The organism is Pontibacter sp. FD36 (genome assembly GCF_015686655.1).
Lineage (GTDB): Bacteria > Bacteroidota > Bacteroidia > Cytophagales > Hymenobacteraceae > Pontibacter.
The window spans coordinates 203364-220809 of sequence record NZ_JADPMP010000006.1; the positions used below are offsets into that span (position 1 = coordinate 203364).

General features: G+C 49.7%; 11 protein-coding genes. 9 read left to right on the plus strand and 2 right to left on the minus strand.

Going from position 1 to position 17446, the window contains the following annotated elements; all coding sequences use genetic code 11:
- Window positions 1-79 precede the first annotated feature (79 nt).
- On the minus strand, window positions 80-1726 hold the full coding sequence (locus tag I0P70_RS10170; protein WP_196117336.1) for a UxaA family hydrolase: 1647 nt from the start codon (window positions 1724-1726) through the stop codon (window positions 80-82).
- Window positions 1727-2128: 402 nt separating this feature from the next.
- On the opposite strand from I0P70_RS10170, the gene I0P70_RS10175 reads away from it, so the two are divergent.
- The 3 genes from I0P70_RS10175 to I0P70_RS10185 all read left to right on the plus strand — a co-directional run bounded on the left by I0P70_RS10175 (window position 2129) and on the right by I0P70_RS10185 (window position 4394).
- A complete protein-coding gene (locus I0P70_RS10175; RefSeq protein WP_196117338.1) occupies window positions 2129-2665 on the plus strand; it encodes a YceI family protein in 537 nt (178 codons plus the stop codon).
- Between the two features lie 130 nt (window positions 2666-2795).
- Window positions 2796-3731 (plus strand): ring-cleaving dioxygenase, encoded by a 936-nt coding sequence (locus I0P70_RS10180; protein ID WP_196117340.1) that lies wholly within the window; start codon window positions 2796-2798, stop codon window positions 3729-3731.
- A 33-nt stretch (window positions 3732-3764) separates the two neighbouring features.
- Window positions 3765-4394: an alpha/beta hydrolase gene (locus tag I0P70_RS10185; protein WP_196117342.1), complete on the plus strand. Its 630-nt coding sequence runs from the start codon at window positions 3765-3767 to the stop codon at window positions 4392-4394.
- Window positions 4395-4464: 70 nt separating this feature from the next.
- Here I0P70_RS10185 and I0P70_RS10190 read toward each other — a convergent pair whose 3' ends face one another.
- Window positions 4465-6048 carry a hypothetical protein gene (locus I0P70_RS10190; protein ID WP_196117344.1) on the minus strand — a complete coding sequence of 528 codons (1584 nt, stop codon included), beginning with the start codon at window positions 6046-6048 and terminating at the stop codon, window positions 4465-4467.
- A gap of 527 nt (window positions 6049-6575) precedes the next feature.
- Between I0P70_RS10190 and I0P70_RS10195 the strand changes: the two genes are divergently transcribed.
- The 6 genes from I0P70_RS10195 (at window position 6576) to I0P70_RS10220 (ending at window position 17446) form a co-directional block, all read left to right on the plus strand.
- Window positions 6576-7733 carry a galactokinase gene (locus I0P70_RS10195; RefSeq protein ID WP_196117347.1) on the plus strand — a complete coding sequence of 386 codons (1158 nt, stop codon included), beginning with the start codon at window positions 6576-6578 and terminating at the stop codon, window positions 7731-7733.
- Window positions 7734-7875: 142 nt separating this feature from the next.
- Window positions 7876-8910, plus strand: a complete 1035-nt coding sequence (locus I0P70_RS10200; RefSeq protein WP_196117349.1) for a UDP-glucose--hexose-1-phosphate uridylyltransferase — start codon at window positions 7876-7878, stop codon at window positions 8908-8910.
- 95 nt (window positions 8911-9005) lie between these two features.
- On the plus strand, window positions 9006-10583 hold the full coding sequence (locus I0P70_RS10205) for a sodium/sugar symporter (protein WP_196117351.1): 1578 nt from the start codon (window positions 9006-9008) through the stop codon (window positions 10581-10583).
- A gap of 278 nt (window positions 10584-10861) precedes the next feature.
- The gene (locus I0P70_RS10210) at window positions 10862-12130 is read left to right on the plus strand and encodes an exo-beta-N-acetylmuramidase NamZ domain-containing protein (RefSeq protein WP_196117353.1); all 1269 of its coding nucleotides are present in this window, start codon (window positions 10862-10864) and stop codon (window positions 12128-12130) included.
- A 595-nt stretch (window positions 12131-12725) separates the two neighbouring features.
- Window positions 12726-15833, plus strand: coding sequence for a SusC/RagA family TonB-linked outer membrane protein (locus I0P70_RS10215; protein ID WP_196117355.1), 3108 nt, complete (start codon window positions 12726-12728; stop codon window positions 15831-15833).
- An 11-nt stretch (window positions 15834-15844) separates the two neighbouring features.
- Complete coding sequence (locus I0P70_RS10220) at window positions 15845-17446, plus strand: SusD/RagB family nutrient-binding outer membrane lipoprotein (RefSeq protein ID WP_230392112.1); 1602 nt, start codon at window positions 15845-15847, stop codon at window positions 17444-17446.

A 17446-nucleotide genomic window follows, 5' to 3' on the forward strand; every position in this document is an offset into this window, starting at 1 on the left:
AAAGCCGGTTCCTCCTAAGAAGAACCGGCCTTCACCTCATTTAACAAACGCAATAACAATCTATTATCAATCAGGCGTATTACAGTGATACGCCACGTTTCCAAGGTATAAAGTCATCCTGTCCCAACTGCTGGGCTTTGGACTGGATGTTGCCACTGGCTACTTCAATTATATAGTCCAGCATCGCCTCACCCATCTCTTCAATGGTTTTCTCACCGGCTATCACCGGACCTGTGTCCACATCAATGATGTCGGGCATACGCTGAGCCAGTTTTGTGTTGGACGATACCTTGATCACCGGAGCGATCGGGTTGCCAGTCGGCGTGCCGAGCCCTGTTGTAAAGAGTATGATGTTGGCGCCCGACCCAGCCATGGCCGTGGTGCTTTCCACGTCATTGCCCGGCGTGCACAGCAGGTTCAGACCTGGACGGGTTGCATATTCTCCATAGTCCAGTACATCCACTACAGGGGAGGTACCACCTTTCTTGGCCGCACCCGCCGACTTGATCGCATCTGTGATTAGCCCGTCTTTGATGTTGCCCGGGCTTGGGTTCATATCGAAGCCAGAACCCACCGCCTCAGCAGCACGCGCATAGGCACGCATCAGGTGCACGAAGCGGTCAGCTTGCTCGTCGCTTACACAACGGTTAATCAACTCTTGCTCTACGCCGCATAGCTCTGGAAACTCCGACAGCATGGACTTACCACCCAATGCCACCACCAGGTCCGACACATGGCCGACCGCTGGGTTAGCCGAAATGCCAGAGAAGCCATCAGAACCACCGCACTCCAGTCCGATCACCAGTTTGCTGAGCGGTGCGGGCTCACGCTTTTGTTTATTGGCCTCTACCAGCCCCAGGAAGGTGCGACGTATGGCCAGTGTCAGCAGTTCCTGCTCGGTACCCTCTTTCTGTTGCTCGAGTATAATGAGCGGTTTCGAAAAATTCGGGTTAAGAGCTTTGATACGCTCTTCAAGTATAGGTACCTGCGCATTCTGGCAGCCCAGACTCAAAATAGTAGCGCCTGCCACATTCGGGTTGTGGATATAGCCGGCCAGAAGGGCGCAAAGCATATCCGAATCCTGACGAATGCCGCCGCAGCCTCCTTCGTGTGTCAGGAACTTGATGCCATCGATGTTCTCAAAGATGCGCTGTTGTCCGTTAGAAGCAACTGAATTGAGCGGTAGTTTGGCTATTTCGTGTGTCTTGCCGGCCTGGTAAAGATCCACCATCTGTTGCACATACGACTTGTACAGGTCCTGGTGCCCAAAGCCGAGCGTCTCCATGAAAGCCTGCTTGATAGTCTCTACATTGCGGTTTTCGCAGAATACCAGCGGTATCACAAGCCAGTAGTTACCTGTGCCTACCTGTCCGTCTTTGCGGTGATAGCCCAGGAAAGTCTTGTCCACCCACTTCGATACGTCTGGTGCCTGCCAGCCAATGGTTTTAGTTTTGCCTGTAAAGCCTGAAACCTGGTGCTTGACATTGCCGGTAGTCAGGATGCCGCCGGCAGGTATAGCCTCCACAGCCTTGCCCACCAGCGAGCCATACATGATGATTTCCTGGCCCGGCGTCAGTTGCTGTTCGGCAAACTTATGCTTGGCAGGTATATTCGCCACAATCCCGATCTGTCTGCCATTGAATTCTACCACATCACCCGCCTGCAGGTCTGTCAAGGCGACCAGCACATTATCCTCCGGATGAATCTTTAAAGTATTATTTGCCATGCTTATAAAATGCTCTTATGTGCAATCGATTGCGCACTAAGACAAGTATACATAAGTTTTCGGAAAATGAAAAATATTAAAGCAGAAGTTTTCAGCAAAACTTCTGCCATTGTTTAGCCATCACTGTGTCATTTCGACCTTCGGGAGAAATCTGAATCATTTATGTGTTGCCCAATTAACCCAGATATTTCATTGCTTTCGAGAAGATAGTATTGAGTTCTATCTTTTGGGAAGATTAGGGGATTCAAATAGCTCGCTAGTACCAAAGTGCATTTTCTTAGAAGCCTAAAATACACAAGCAGGAAACCTTTTTAAAATAATTGATGTATATACATTTAAAGTCTATACATTTATTGTAAGTTTGTAGCAGGAAACATTTTAACCCAAATAAAAGATAAGATTATGGCAAACGTAAAATGGTCAGTAGACCCAACGCACAGCGAAGTACAGTTTAAAGTAAAACACCTGATGATCACGACTGTGACAGGTTATTTTGAAAAATTCACAGTAGAGGCCGAGAGTGAGGATGAGAACTTCAACGGTGCCAGCAACATTGTGTTCACGGCCGATGTGAACTCGATCAGTACTAACAATGAGCAGCGTGATACGCACTTGAAATCAGGCGATTTCTTTGATGTAGAGAAGCACGACGAGATTCGCTTTGTAGGCAAGGACTACGAGCTTAGCGGCAATGGGGAAGCTAAACTACATGGCGACCTGACCATCCGTGACGTGACCAAGCCTGTTACTGTGGACGTGGAGTTTGGCGGAACGGTAGTTGATCCTTACGGACAGCACAAAGCAGGCTTTACAGTAACTGGCAAGATCAGCCGTAAAGAGTTCGGTCTGACCTGGAACGCGGTAACAGAAGCCGGTAGCGTGGTAGTGAGCGACGATATCAAGCTGCAGGCTGAAATACAGCTGGTGAAGCAGGGCTAAGTTTGCACATTGTCATTTCGGATGCAGTGAGAAATCCGGATAATAAATGCCTTAAGATTTCTCGCTGCATCCAAAATGGCATCTTACCTCCCACCTCGCGTATACCTTTTAATAGCTAAACAGTATTACCATGGAAGACAGAATTTTAGGACTTCACCATATCACAGCCATTGCTGATTCAGCAAAAAGCAACCTGGACTTTTATACCAAAGTGCTCGGCTTAAGGCTGCTCAAAAAGACGGTTAACTTCGACGACCCCGGCACCTATCACCTCTATTATGGCGATGAGGCGGGCAGTCCGGGAACTATCCTGACCTTCTTCCCTTACGCAGGTGCACGTCGTGGCAAGGCCGGTACAGGTATGGCCACGCATATTGGCTACGCTGTGCCCGAGGGCAGTTTCGACTTCTGGATGAAACGCTTCGAAGAGCATGGAGTAAGCTACGGTCGCCCTGCGGAGAAATTCGGGGAGCAGTACCTGCCTTTCCAGGACCCGGACGGACTGTTGCTGGAACTGGTGATCCCTAAGAGCACTGACAACCGCAAGCCCTGGGAAACCGACGAAGTGAAAGCAGACGTGGCAACCAAAGGTTTCCATAGCGTGACGCTGACATTGGGTAAGGCTGAAAAGACGGCGGCTATCCTGACCGACATCTTTGGCTATACCTTGCAGGACCAGACAGGAAACAGCTACAGGTATAGCACCGATGCTGTGGAAGGCGCCAACAACATTGACATCGTGGAAAACCCAAATGTAAGTCGTGGAGAAGGCGGAGCAGGTACCAACCATCACATCGCTTTCCGGGTGAAAGACGAGGAGGTACTGATGCGATTCCGTGAAAAAGTGGCCAGCAAAGGCTTCAATATCACCGAGAAGATCGACCGCAATTACTTCTACTCGCTTTACTTCCGGGAGCCGGGCGGCGTGCTCTTCGAGATCGCAACCGACAACCCGGGCTTTGCGATAGACGAACCGGTGGAAGAACTGGGTCAGAAACTCCTGCTGCCACCGCAGTACGAGCCGCACAGGGCCAAAATCGAAGCCGTTCTGCCAAGTCTGGACTAAGGCAGTCATCTTAAACTGAACGAAAGGTATAGCATGTACACACACGAAAAGCAAGTACGCACGCAGGGCAAACCCTTGTCGGAAACTGGCAAGGCGCTGATCCTGATCCATGGGAGAGGGGCTACGGCGGCGAGCATATTGCCCTTGGCGCAGGAACTGGGAGCGGATGATTTTACCTTGTTTGCGCCGCAGGCCACCAGCAACACCTGGTACCCTTACAGCTTCATGGCACCGGCCGATCAGAATCAGCCCGCTTTGGACTCGGCCCTGGAACTGATCGACGAAACGGTGCAAAGCATAAAGTCACAAGGTATAGCCAGCGAGCATATCTACCTGCTCGGCTTTTCGCAGGGCGCCTGCTTAACGGCAGAGTACGCAACCCGGCACGCACAGCGCTTCGGTGGTCTGCTGATCTTCACGGGCGGGCTGATCGGTCAGGAATTGAACACGCGTAACTACAAAGGCGATTTCGAGGGTACACCGGTGTTCATTTCTACAGGAGACCCTGATCCGCATGTACCGGTAAGTAGGGTAGATGAAACGGTAAAGCAAATGGAAGGTATGGGTGCAAGTGTGACCCGCAAGGTATACCCAGGACGCCCGCATACCATCTTGCAGGAAGAGTTAGAGCTAGCCAAAAAGATACTGGCTTCTAAAGAATAGTTTAATTGTTTAGCTGTAAACGAGAGAGCCGGAAGCTGATGCTTCCGGCTCTCTCGTTTTATAAGGTATACTAATTCTGACTCTCGTAACCAAAGTCTTTAAAGGTCTTGGCGATATTTTCGTCGCTGGCTTTGCTCCTGTTCTTCCAGCTGGCATCCAGCTCCAGGGCGACCATGCCCTTCAGATTCATCACCGCTACAAAATCATCTACATCTTTGAGGAAATCCGGTTTGCGGCGGGATGACTTGAGTGCATACTTACGGGCGAAGACATCGCCTTTGGTCTGCAGTTCGTTGCGCTTCTCGATGATGTAATTCAGGCGCTCTACCAGGTCTTTGGTGGAGCGGCCGATCACCTCCGTCGCTTCCAGCGTGCCGATGGTCATGACAGTCGTACCGCCGATGGTGGTGATCTTTTTGCTGGTGGCCGGCTCGTCTATGATGACAGGGGCCACACCCGTTACAGCGCCCATCGAGGCGTTGGCCAGGGAGCGACCTTTCTTGCCTTTGCGGGCGCGGTTATATTTCTTCTTCAGGTCTTTTTCAGTTTCCTTGAGCTGCTCCATCAAGTCCCAGGCACGCACCAGGGCAGCACGATACTCGTTGTAGAGCTTCTGGTCTTTTTCGCCTTCGTTTACGGCATTGATAATGGTGATAGACACGGTGCGCTCGTCGCGCTTGTTGGATTTGTCCAGCACAAAAAAGGTCATCTCAAAAGCCACAGAGTCGAGCGGGTCGCGCACAAATTCGTAGCCTGGCCGCCATATGAATTCATACTGCGAAGGTGTATTTTTTACCAGGGCTGAAGCCGGCACGTTGGTGTTCGTTGATATAAAGCTGAAAGAGGCGATGTCCGCCTCACCGTTCGGGTCATAGATCTGGAACTTGATGTTCACAGTGGCGTCCTCTTTGTATACAAAACGCTTCTGCGACGGGATCATCTGTAGGGTAGGGGGCAGGTCCTGCTGTGTTACCTCCACTTTGAACGAACCACGGGTACGGGCCTTGGCTGGCTGGTCTTCCACATAAAACTCTACTTTGATCGGGTTGTTGCGGAGGCGGTTGAACTGCGTGAGCGAAGGCTTCCAGGTAAACTCGCCCTGCGCCGAAAGCTTGGCGCCTTCCGGCATACCGTCCGCAATGGCTACAAACACGATCGGGTCCTCGTCTTCGTCCTGTACCGCCGCTGACTCAATGGTATAAGTATTCTGGGTGTTGTAGCGTACATAGAGCGGCTTCAGTTCGCCTACCACCGGCGGCCGGTTCACGTGCTCTACTTTAAAGTCTACGACCTGGCTGGCGCTCTCGTCTTTTTCGTTGCGCACTTCAAAGATCACCTGCAACACACGGCCTCCGCTCAGGCGGTCCACAAAATCGTAGCTGGGCGTCCAGGAGAAGTAGCCGGTTGAGTCGAAGACCATGCCATCGACTTTGCCTTGCTTGATGCTATACCTGAAATCGGTGCCCGTGCCACCACTGGCCTGCACGTCGAATTCGAGTTTCTGTCCCTCTTTGAGCACGTTCCAGCCGGGGTCAGTGGGGAACTGTAGCTTGATAGGCGATGATCTGGAAGATTTGCCGGAGGGTGTGTCCTGGGCAATTGCTTGGCTGATAAGTAGTATCAGGAGAGAAAAAAGAAGTAGACTCTTTTTCATATAAGGTGAATTGTGCAATAAGGTGCGTAGAGAATGCTTAAACTTTTATTCGGCCCCTAGGAGCGGGTAGGAGCAAGGCTTCAGAATGGTACTAAAGCCGCATAGCAGCGCAGCGCGTCCTGAGATAGCGAATTGTGGCTTCCGCTGCAAAGTGGGTGCTATATGAAAGACAAAGTTTGAACATGCTCTTTTAGAAGCCTCTAAGTTAGCAAAGACTTCTGCGTTTATCAAAGCAGGCCCTCTTCTAAAATTTCAGGCAGCCTTGTTCTGAATAGTGATAGGGAAAAATAGGATACATAATTGTATTATATCAGGTGTTAAGATGGGCAGTATCGGTCCGTGTCGTGATGAAATGTGTCCTGAGAGTTTGTATATTTAGGAGCCTGTTATCATCAGTCCTGCTAAACACCTGAAAATTTTTTACGTTTGAAGTCAGGCCTGTAAAGCTGATGTGCGGGACCGGTACATTGCGCTGCATTTCGAGGCAGCTATGCAGGTGGCCGATGTATACCTGAACTTAACCACACATGAATATGGTGCAGGAAATTATTACTCAATTTAGAGCGCGCTTTAAACAAGAACCAGTGGTGGTCCGCTCACCCGGCCGGGTAAACCTGATCGGCGAGCACACGGATTATAACGAGGGCTTTGTGTTGCCGGCTGCTATTAACAAGGAGATTTACTTTGCCTTGGCTCCGAATAACAGCAACACGTTTCGGGTATACGCTCATGACCTGCAGCAGGAAGCAGAATTTGATCTGCATCAGGTGCAGCGATCTGAGCTCAGTTGGGCGAATTATCTGTTGGGTGTGATCGCGCAGCTGCAGCAGGCCGGATACGAAGTGAAAGGGTTTGACCTGGTGTACGGCGGTAATATTCCGATAGGGGCCGGGTTGTCGTCTTCAGCGGCCGTGGAGTGCGGACTGGCTTTTGGGCTGAACCATGTTTTCGGCTATGCTATACCTAAGTTTGACCTGGTGAAGATGGCGCAAATGGCTGAGCATACCTATGCCGGGGTGCGCTGCGGCATCATGGACCAGTTTGCCAGCATGTACGGCCGTCAGCAGCACGCCGTTAAGCTCGACTGCCGCTCTATGGAGTTCGACTACTACCCGCTGGACATGGCGGACTATCGCATTGTGCTTTGTGATACGCAGGTAAAGCATAGCCTGGCCTCGTCGGAGTACAATACCCGCCGACAGGAGTGCGAAGCCGGTGTAGCCCTGCTGCAGCGTCACTACCCGCAGGTGTACAGTTTGCGTGACGTTACCGTGGCTATGCTGGAGCAGCACCAGGAAGAGTTTAATCCGGTAGTGTACAGGCGATGCTCTTATGTTGTGCACGAGAACATTCGTGTAGAGGAAGCCTGTCGGGCACTGGAGCAGGGCGATCTGCATACCTTTGGCGAAAAAATGTATGCCTCGCATCACGGTCTGCAGCACGACTACGAGGTAAGCTGCCCGGAGCTGGATTTTCTGGTAGACCAGACAAGCGATATGGAGGAAGTGATGGGAGCCCGCATGATGGGCGGTGGCTTTGGCGGCTGTACCATCAACCTTGTGAAGCTGGACGCACTAGAGGCCTTTACTCGGAATATGGAGGAAGCTTACAAGCTGCGGTTCGGCATTAACCTGAAAACTTATGTAGCTGAGATTGTGGATGGGACAAGTCTGGTACAAGCGTAAGTATTAGAATCTTGGTGAAATGAATAACCGGTATGGCAGTAGGTTTAGTATCTTACTGTTGCCACCAGGGTCAGGATTCTTTCAGAATGATAAAGAAATAAAATGGACTTGCTTTCAAAGCAGTAATCTAATTAAACATACCATGGCTACTTTTGATCTGGCAGAGCATCCGCATCGTCGCTACAATCCGCTCACCGGTGAGTGGGTGCTGGTATCGCCGCACCGTTCCAAGCGCCCCTGGCAGGGACAGCAGGAGGAGGAGAGCTGCGAGACGCGCCCCGAGTATGATCCCAGCTGCTACCTGTGCCCCACCAATACCCGCGCCAACGGCGAGCAGAACCCTGCTTATACCTCCACTTATGTGTTCGACAACGACTTCGGTGCCTTGCAGGCCGATGCACCCCAAGGTGCCTTTGTGGTGGGCGACCTGATTCGGGCAGAGAGTGAGCGTGGCATTTGCCGGGTCATCTGCTTCTCGCCAAGGCACGACCTGACATTGGCAGATATGGAAGCTGCTGACATCCGCCAGGTAGTGGACCTCTGGCAAAAGGAGTATGCCGAACTCGGGAGTCTGGACTTCATCAACTACGTGCAGATATTCGAGAACAAAGGGAGCATTATGGGCTGCAGCAACCCGCATCCGCACGGGCAGATCTGGGCGCAGAGCACGGTGCCGGTAGAGCCTGCTAAGGAAACCATGCAACAGACCCAATACTTTGAAAAGCACGGTCACAGTCTGTTGGCTGATTACCTGCATCTGGAACTGGAGCAAGGAGAGCGCATCGTAGTGCAGAACGAACACTTCGCTGCGCTGGTGCCCTTTTGGGCGGTGTGGCCTTTCGAAACCATCATCATCAGCAAACGCCATTTTCAGCACATCGGGCAGATGACTGATGAAGAGAAAGACGGCTTCAGTCAGATCATTCAGTCGCTCACGGCCACGTACGACCGGGTGTTTGGGGTGTCATTTCCTTACTCCTCGGGCATCCACCAAAGCCCAACCGACGGACAGGAATACCCAGGCTGGCACTTTCACATGCATTTCTACCCGCCACTGCTGCGCTCGGCCACTGTCAAGAAGTTCATGGTAGGCTATGAGATGATGGGAAACCCGCAGCGCGACATTACCCCGGAAGCGGCTGCCAGCCTGTTGCGGGGTCTCGTGGATCCTGCCTGATAGACAGACTGCGGAGCCGATCGAAAATAACTACTTCTGCCTGTACTATTTATTAAATCTAATATTCTATATTAGCTATTCTAAATAACCATGCAATGAATTTTTCTACATTGGATTTTGCCATTTTCATTGGCTACTGTGTGCTTATTATAGCGGTCGGCATTTGGGTGTCCCGCGAAAAGAAAGGCCACATCAAAAACTCAACGGACTACTTCCTGGCCAGTAAGTCCCTGCCCTGGTGGGCGATCGGGGCTTCGCTCATCGCCTCCAACATTTCGGCCGAGCAGTTCATCGGTATGTCGGGCTCCGGTTTTGCCATTGGTCTAGGTATAGCCAGTTACGAGTTTATGGCAGCGGCCACGCTCATCATTGTAGCCAAATTCTTCCTGCCGATCTACATCAAAGAGGGCATCTTTACTATGCCGCAGTTCCTGAAGCTGCGTTATGACGACCGCATTCGCACCAGTCTGGCCATTTTCTGGATCATGCTCTACATTTTCGTGAACCTGACCACGGTGCTATACCTGTCAGCGCTGGCCCTGAGCGTAGTGTTCGGTGTGAGTACCATGTGGGCAATCGTCGGCCTTGCTGTGGTAGCAGTTTCGTACTCGATTTACGGTGGTCTTAAGGCGGTAGCCTGGACTGATGTGATCCAGGTGGTGTTCCTGATATTGGGTGGTTTGGTAACTACTTTTCTGGCACTTGATGCCGTGAGTGGTGGCGAAGGCCCAATGCGCGGTATGGCCATGCTGTTTGAGCAGGCGCCGGAGAAGTTCGATATGATCCTGTCGGAGGAGAATCCTTTCTACAAAGACCTGCCCGGTATGACCGTGCTCTTTGGAGGTATGTGGATTGCCAACATCAGCTACTGGGGCTTTAACCAGTACATTGTACAGCGTGCCCTGGCTGCCAAAAGCCTGAAAGAAGTGCAGTGGGGCCTGGTGTTTGCCGCCTTCCTGAAGCTCCTGATTCCTTTGGTAGTGGTGATTCCAGGTATAGCGGCCTTTGCCCTGAATGCCGAGATCAGCCGCTATGACGAGGCCTACCCTTGGTTGCTCAGCAACCTGGTGCCGACTGGTCTGAAAGGCCTGGCCTTTGCTGCCCTGATGGCGGCGGCCCTTTCTTCGCTCAGTTCTATGATGAACTCCACGGCCACGATCTTTACCATGGACATCTACAAAGCACACCTGAAGCCGGACGCCAACGAAAAGCAATTGGTTGTGATCGGGCGATTGGTTAGTTTGACAGCTATTATCATTGCGGTGCTGGTAGCGGAGCCATTGCTGGGAGGGGAGGAGCAGATCTTCCAGTTCATCCAGAAGTACACCGGCTATGTGAGTCCGGGCATTGTGGTGCTGTTCGTGTTTGGTCTGTTCTGGAAAAAGGCGACTTCCAATGCCGCACTTGCCACGGCTATCGCTTCAGTACCTTTCAGTATTGCCATCGATCAGCTATTCCCGACCATGCCGTTCCTGGACCAGATGGGACTGGTGTTCCTCCTGCTGTCTACGTTGATGATTGTGTACTCACTTTATGAGAACAAATCACGCGGCATCGTGCCGGCCAATCCAATCCAGTATGACAGGTCGCTGTTCCGAACAGACATGATCTTCAATGTGGCATCTTTTGCTATCGTATTGACTCTGGCTGCGATCTACATTATCTTCTGGTAAACTAATATATAACCAGCAATTGCAAAGGGCAGGTATAGCGAGACTATACCTGCCCTTTGTTATTATCGATTATCAAATTGCTAATAGAGTACCGGGTTTTATGCATGTTTTTGCGGATTTGATAAAATAGTCAGCATAAAATTTGGTATATATAAATATAAATGAGTTAATTAGTGAAGGAAAAAGCAGGAATAGCAAAAGAGCTTGCATAAAGCTGCGTATTTCGATTATCACTTGGCCTTTATAGCAGGCCAGGTTGCCGGAGTAATTAACTAACTATGTATACTTCCTTCAAAGTAAAAGTGCTGGTAAACAGCGCACTAGCTTTAGTGCTGGCAGCCGCATCCTGCAAAGCGCCGCAACAGAGCGAAACCACGCCAGTTGCACAAAGCACTGCGACAGCCCCGGAAGCCAGGCAGGCTCCGATTGTGACCGGTGCTGACCAAACCGAAGCCTACCTGCCTTACCTAAAAGGCAAGCGTGTCGCCATGGTGGTGAACCCAACTTCCATTATTGGCAACAAACTAAGTGTTGATAGTTTGCATGCGCTCGGAGTGAACATTGTGAAAGTGTTCGGCCCTGAGCACGGCTTCAGAGGTGATGCCAGTGCTGGCATTAAGGTGGAGGATAGTGTGGACCCCAAAACAGGTATACCGGTGGTGTCGCTTTATGGTAAGCGCAACAAGCCTACAAAAGAAGACCTGGCCGATGTAGACCTGATGGTTTTTGATATACAGGATGTAGGCACCCGCTTCTATACCTATACCATTACGCTGCACCGTGTGATGGAAGCCTGCGCCGAAAACGGCGTGGAGCTGATGGTGCTGGACAGACCTAACCCCAATGGTTTCCTGATAGATGGTCCGATTCTGGAGCCAGAGAACAAATCAGGGATTGGCATACATCCTATACCTATTGCGCATGGCCTGACGGTGGGCGAGTTCGCCCAGATGATCAACGGCGAAAAGTGGCTGGCAAATGGCGTGCAGTGCAAGCTCAAGGTTGTGAAGGTCAAAAACTACAACCACGACATGCCTTATGACTTGCCCGTATGGCCATCTCCAAACCTTAACACACAACAGTCCATTCTGTTATATCCTTCCACCTGCCTATTTGAAGGCACGATTTTCAACCACGGTCGTGGTACGATGTTTCCTTTTACAGTGCTGGGGCATCCAATCATGAAAGATAAATACTCCTTCAGCTATACCCCCACAGGTATAAAAGGCATGGCTGAAACGCCTTTGCACCAGGACAAGGTATGTTACGGACTGGACCTGCGCAACTATGATGTGAATACCTTCCGGGAGACAGGAAGAATCAACCTGAGCTGGATGATCGAGCTATATCAGGCCTATCCGGATAAGGAGCGGTTCTTTGATCAATCACAGAGCAATCAGATCGGTAACATTGACCGGCTGGCAGGCACTAAAAAGTTTAGAGAACAGATCATAGCAGGTGTCTCGGAAGAAGAGATTCGGCAGAGCTGGGAGCCAGGGCTGAGCCAGTACAAAGAGAAGCGTAAAAAGTATCTGCTGTACCCTTGATGCCAGAAACCGGCTGGATTGAAAAATTTCGGGACACGAGTACTGGTGCTGTTAGCCTGATCAGAAGCATGTGTAATATGTTATGGGTTAACAGGTTGCTGGAATCAGTTGCAATAACACGGTTTGTAGCTCTATGTTATAAAGGTTTTGTTTGTGACAGGTTTGCCGAAGTTTGCATGTTTGCTCGAGTGGCCTAGCTAGCTGTATCAGTGGCGATGCTGTTTTAAAAGCTAATTGAGCATGTTTTTGTTGCGTATAAGGCGTAATTAGATTTATTGTTAAAAATTATATTAAATAAATCTATTTTTATATGCATGAATTTGCGTTTTTGCGTATAGTATCATGTTGCTGCTTTTTTCTTTTTTAGTTAAAATCATTGCAATAACCTGTGTGCTGTATTCCTTTTTTAGTAGCTTTAATGTGAGTTTAATATATACTGACATACAGGGATATTAATGTAGCTGGCTGAATTGTATTTTGTTGATATGATTTGCTGTGATGCTTAGCCGGAGAGTTGGAGAGAGTTTATTCTATGTTTTACCTATAACCTATAATCAATCTACCCACAATAATCTTAACCAATAGCCACGTAGTTATGATGAAAAAATTACAATGTTACCTATGGGGGATATGTTTCCTCCTGTTTCACTTTACAGCCAATGCCCAGAGCACGACTGTGACCGGCACGGTAACTGCCGCCTCCGACAATACCCCGCTACCTGGTGTGACGGTAGCCGTTAAAGGCCAGCCGCGTGGTACGAATACCGACACGGATGGCAAATTCTCCATTTCTGTGACACCTTCTGATGTATTGGTGTTCAGCTTTATCGGTATGAAACCTGCTGAGAGACCTGTGGGTACTAACACAGTAATCAATGTTGCACTGCAAGCCAATGCTGAGAGCCTGAGCGAAGTAGTAGTAACAGCCCTTGGTATCAAGCAGGAAAAGAAAGCGCTCGGTTACGCCGTAACAGAGGTTAAAGGTGCTACCATTGCACAGACACAGCGTGAGAACTTCGTGAACGGCCTTGCCGGTCGTGTGGCTGGTGTGGAAGTAAACGCTTCTTCTGGTCTGCCAGGTTCTTCTTCTTCTATCGTAATCCGTGGTATCAGCTCCCTGAGCGGTAACAACCAGCCACTGTTCGTAGTAGATGGTCTTCCGATCAGCAACAACACAACTTCTACAGGCGTGTTCGCTTCTTCTATCGGTGCCGGTTCCCGTTCATTCGAGAACAGAGGTGTTGACTTCACTAACCGTGCAGCTGACATCAACCCAGAGGATATCGAAAGCATCACAGTTCTGAAAGGCCCTGAAGCGGCCGCTCTTTATGGTATCGAGGCTGCCTCTGGTGCGATCGTGATTACCACCAAGCGTGGTCAGGCTGGCAAAGCCCGTATCAACTACAGCAACAGTTTCCGTCTGGATCGTATCGTGCGTTACCCTGAAATTCAGCAGAAGTACGACAGAGGTATTAATGGCTATACAGTTGAGCAAGGTGAGAGTATCGGATTTTTCGGTGCCCCTTATCCATCAGAAGTTCAGTTTTATGACAACGTGAAGAACTTCTTCCAGGACGCTTTCACACAAAAGCATAACCTGGCCTTTACTGGTGGCAACGAAGCGGCGCAGTACCGCATCTCCGGTTCTTTCACAGATGCACAGGGCTTCATTCCAAATACAGGACTAGAGCGTATTACCCTTTCTTCAGCGATTACAGCGAAACTGAGCAAATATCTGTCAACAGATGTAACTTTCGACTATACCCGTTCTGACAACGACCAGGCTTTCAGAGGTGCCGGTGGTCCATTGCTTCAGTTGCTACGTTGGCCATCTACTGACGACGCCAGCAACTACCTGACTCCAAGTGGGGGCAGAAGAGATTATGCTCCATTCGCAACAGCTGTTGAAAACCCATATTTCAACGTAAATAAGAACATCTTCAACTCTCTGACAGACCGTTACAGACTGAACGCCAGCCTTACGGCGGATGTGACAGACTGGATGAAACTCGTTGGTCAGGCAGGTGTTGACTACTATACCGAGAAAAACACGATCGTACGTCACCCAGAGTCAAATGCTGGTCGCTCGTTCGGTGGTATCTTCGACCAGGCGGTAGTTACAAACCGTAACCTGACGTTCCAGTACTATGCTCAGTTCACGGCACCTACGCTGTTCAACGACAAGCTGCGTACTGACCTGAAAGTGGGTAGTACAGTGTACGACTGGAACACATTTAGTGCTGCCGCTACTGGTGAGCAGTTCATGGCCCCGGATCTGTACTCGATCAACAACACAGCTCTTACCACACAGCGTGCTTACAACAACCTGACGCAGCGTCGTCTGGTAGGTGCCTGGGGCAGCTTCAACGCCAGCTACAACGACATAGTATACTTGACGTTGACGGGCCGTAATGACTGGAGCTCTACGCTTCCGGTTGAAAACAATTCTTTCTTCTACCCATCAGCCGCTTTGAGCTTTGTGTTCACCGAGTTGGAGCCATTCCAGGGTATTAAGAATGTGCTTTCTTTCGGTAAGTTGAGAGGCTCTATTGCCCAGGTAGGTAAAGATGCAAGGCCTTACAGTCTGCGTCCGTTCTATGAATCAGCACAGACTACGGGTGGTGGCTTCCGTTACGGTTTCACAGGCCCAAGCCTGAACCTGCGTCCGGAAATGACGACTTCTTACGAATTCGGTACAGAGTTGAAGTTCTTCAACGACCGTTTCGGTATCGATGCGACCTATTTCAAGAAGAAATCTGTTGACCAGATCGTACAGAACCTGCGTCTGAGCTACGCTACAGGTTTCGTATTGATGACCTTCAACGCCGGTGAGATGGAGAACTCAGGTATAGAGCTCCAGTTGAACGGTACGCCGGTGCAGAACAGCAACTTCACGTGGGATGTATTGCTGAACTACACAAAGAACAACAGCAAGCTGACGAAACTGCCTGGCGATGTGCAGGAGTTCTACAATTCTGACACTTGGTTGTATGGCAACGTGCGTGTAGGTTCCCGTTTGGATGGTCCGCTTACAACCTTTACAGGTTATGACTATCAGCGCAACGACAACGGTGATGTATTGATCAACCCATCTACTGGTTTGCCTTTGTTGAACACGAGCGAGTGGGTAGTGGTAGGTGATCGTAACCCAGATTTCAACATCGGTCTGACAAACACATTTACTTACAAGAACCTGTCGCTTAACTTCCTGCTTGACATCCGCAAAGGAGGTGACGTGTATAATGCAACAGAGCATTACCTGACAGTAACAGGTTTGAGCAAACGCACTTTAGATCGTGAGACGCCGCGTATTGTGACTGGTGTTCTTAGAGATGGTTTGGAAAATACTGCCAACCCAACGCAGAATAACATTCCGATTGATCTTCACAGAAACTCCGATTACTGGGCTTCTATCTACCCGCACCAAAATTTCGTCGAGAAGGATGTGAACTGGGTACGTTTGCGTGACGTGACATTGAACTACCGTATGCCGACTAGTATCATGCAGCGTGTGAAGTTCATCGAAGACCTGAACGTGTTTGTAACTGGTACAGATCTGTTCCTGATCACAAACTACTCTGGTCTGGATCCGGTAGCAAACGGTAACTCTGCTGCAGTAGGTGGCGCAGGTGGTGGTGGCCTCGACTATGGTAACTTCCCGTTGCCAAGAGGAATTAACTTTGGAATTAGAGCAGGATTTTAATTAAGATGAAAATGAGAAAGATAGTATTTGCTTCTCTTATAGCGGCCAGCGTGTTTTCGGCATCTGGCTGTAAAGATTACCTAGATGTAAACACAAACCCGAACGGTCCGGATGCTTTGCTGCAGCCGGAGCTGTTCCTCCCTCAGATACAGTCTGAAATGGCAGTAGCCGTGCAGTGGGATGGTCGCTTTGCCGGTCAGTATGTGCAGAACTGGGCATCAACTGTGACAAACAATGCTATTGATCAGCATGGTAACCCACTATCAGATTCTTATGCACAGCTTTGGAGAGCGGTGTACTGGAGCATGGGCTACAACCTATCAGACATGATTGAGAGCGGCGAGCGCAGCAAGAAGTACGATTTTGTAGGAGTTGGACATGTTATGCGCGCTTACGGATGGCAAAACCTGACCGATTACCATGGTCCGGTGATCATGACAGAGGCTTTTGACCCTGACAAACGTGTGTTCAACTACGATGAGCAGGATGTTGTATATCCTGAAATCAAGCGTCTGTTGGAAGAAGGCATTAAGAGCCTGGAGCGTACAGATGGTCTGGATGCTGCCAGCTCTGGCTTATCTAAGAGCGACTTGATTTATGGAGGTAATCGTGAGCAGTGGAAGCGTTTTGCATACGGCCTACTGGCTATCAATGCACACCGCCTGACAAACAAGCCTTCTTATGACCCGAACAAAGTGATCGAGTACGTAGATCAGGCACTTGCCAGCAACGCTGACAATGCTTTGATTCGCTTCGAAGGAACTGTTAGCGCGAACACAAGCTTCTTTGGTCCGCTTCGTAATAACATAGCTTCCAATCGCCAGACAAAATACATCGTTGGATTATTGGATGGTACTAACTCTGAGCTGACCGATAGTGGTTTGCAAGGTGCAGATCCTATTTTCGAAGGCCAGCACTTGAAGGATCCACGCATCACAGCCATGTTGGCTCCTTCTCCGGATGGCGAGTACAGAGGAATTACTCCTACTTTGGGTCTGTCTGAGTTTCCTAACTCAACCGATCCGCGCATTCCTAAAAACCTGTGGAATGCGACAGGAGTTTCTACTGTGCCAACTGGTCCTCAAATCTATTTCTTCGCAAATGCAGCCAGATTCCCGCTGATGACCTATTCACAGCTACAGTTTATTAAGGCTGAAGCCGCTTGGATTGCTGGTAAGAAGGACATTGCTCTTCAAGCATACAGAAATGGTGTAATTGCGCATATCGATTTTGCACGCACTTACGCTCCCGATCCTGCTGTGTATGATGAGCGTAAGGAAGCATATTTGGCCAGTGAAGTTATGATGCCATCAACATCTGCCGGTCTAACACTTTCTAAGATTATGCTGCAGAAGTATATCGCGACTTGGGGTTGGGGTTTCCTTGAGACCTGGTCTGATATGAGAAGATATCACTATAACCAAGACGAAGAAGTTTATACTGATTTTGTATTGCCTAACACACTGAACGTAGCAAATATGGGCAAACCTGCTTACCGAGCTCGTCCGAGATACAATTCAGATTATATGTGGAACCAGGAAGCGCTTCGTGCAATGGGTGGCTTTGAGGAGGACTACCATACATATGAAACTTGGTTCAGCAAACGTCAATAA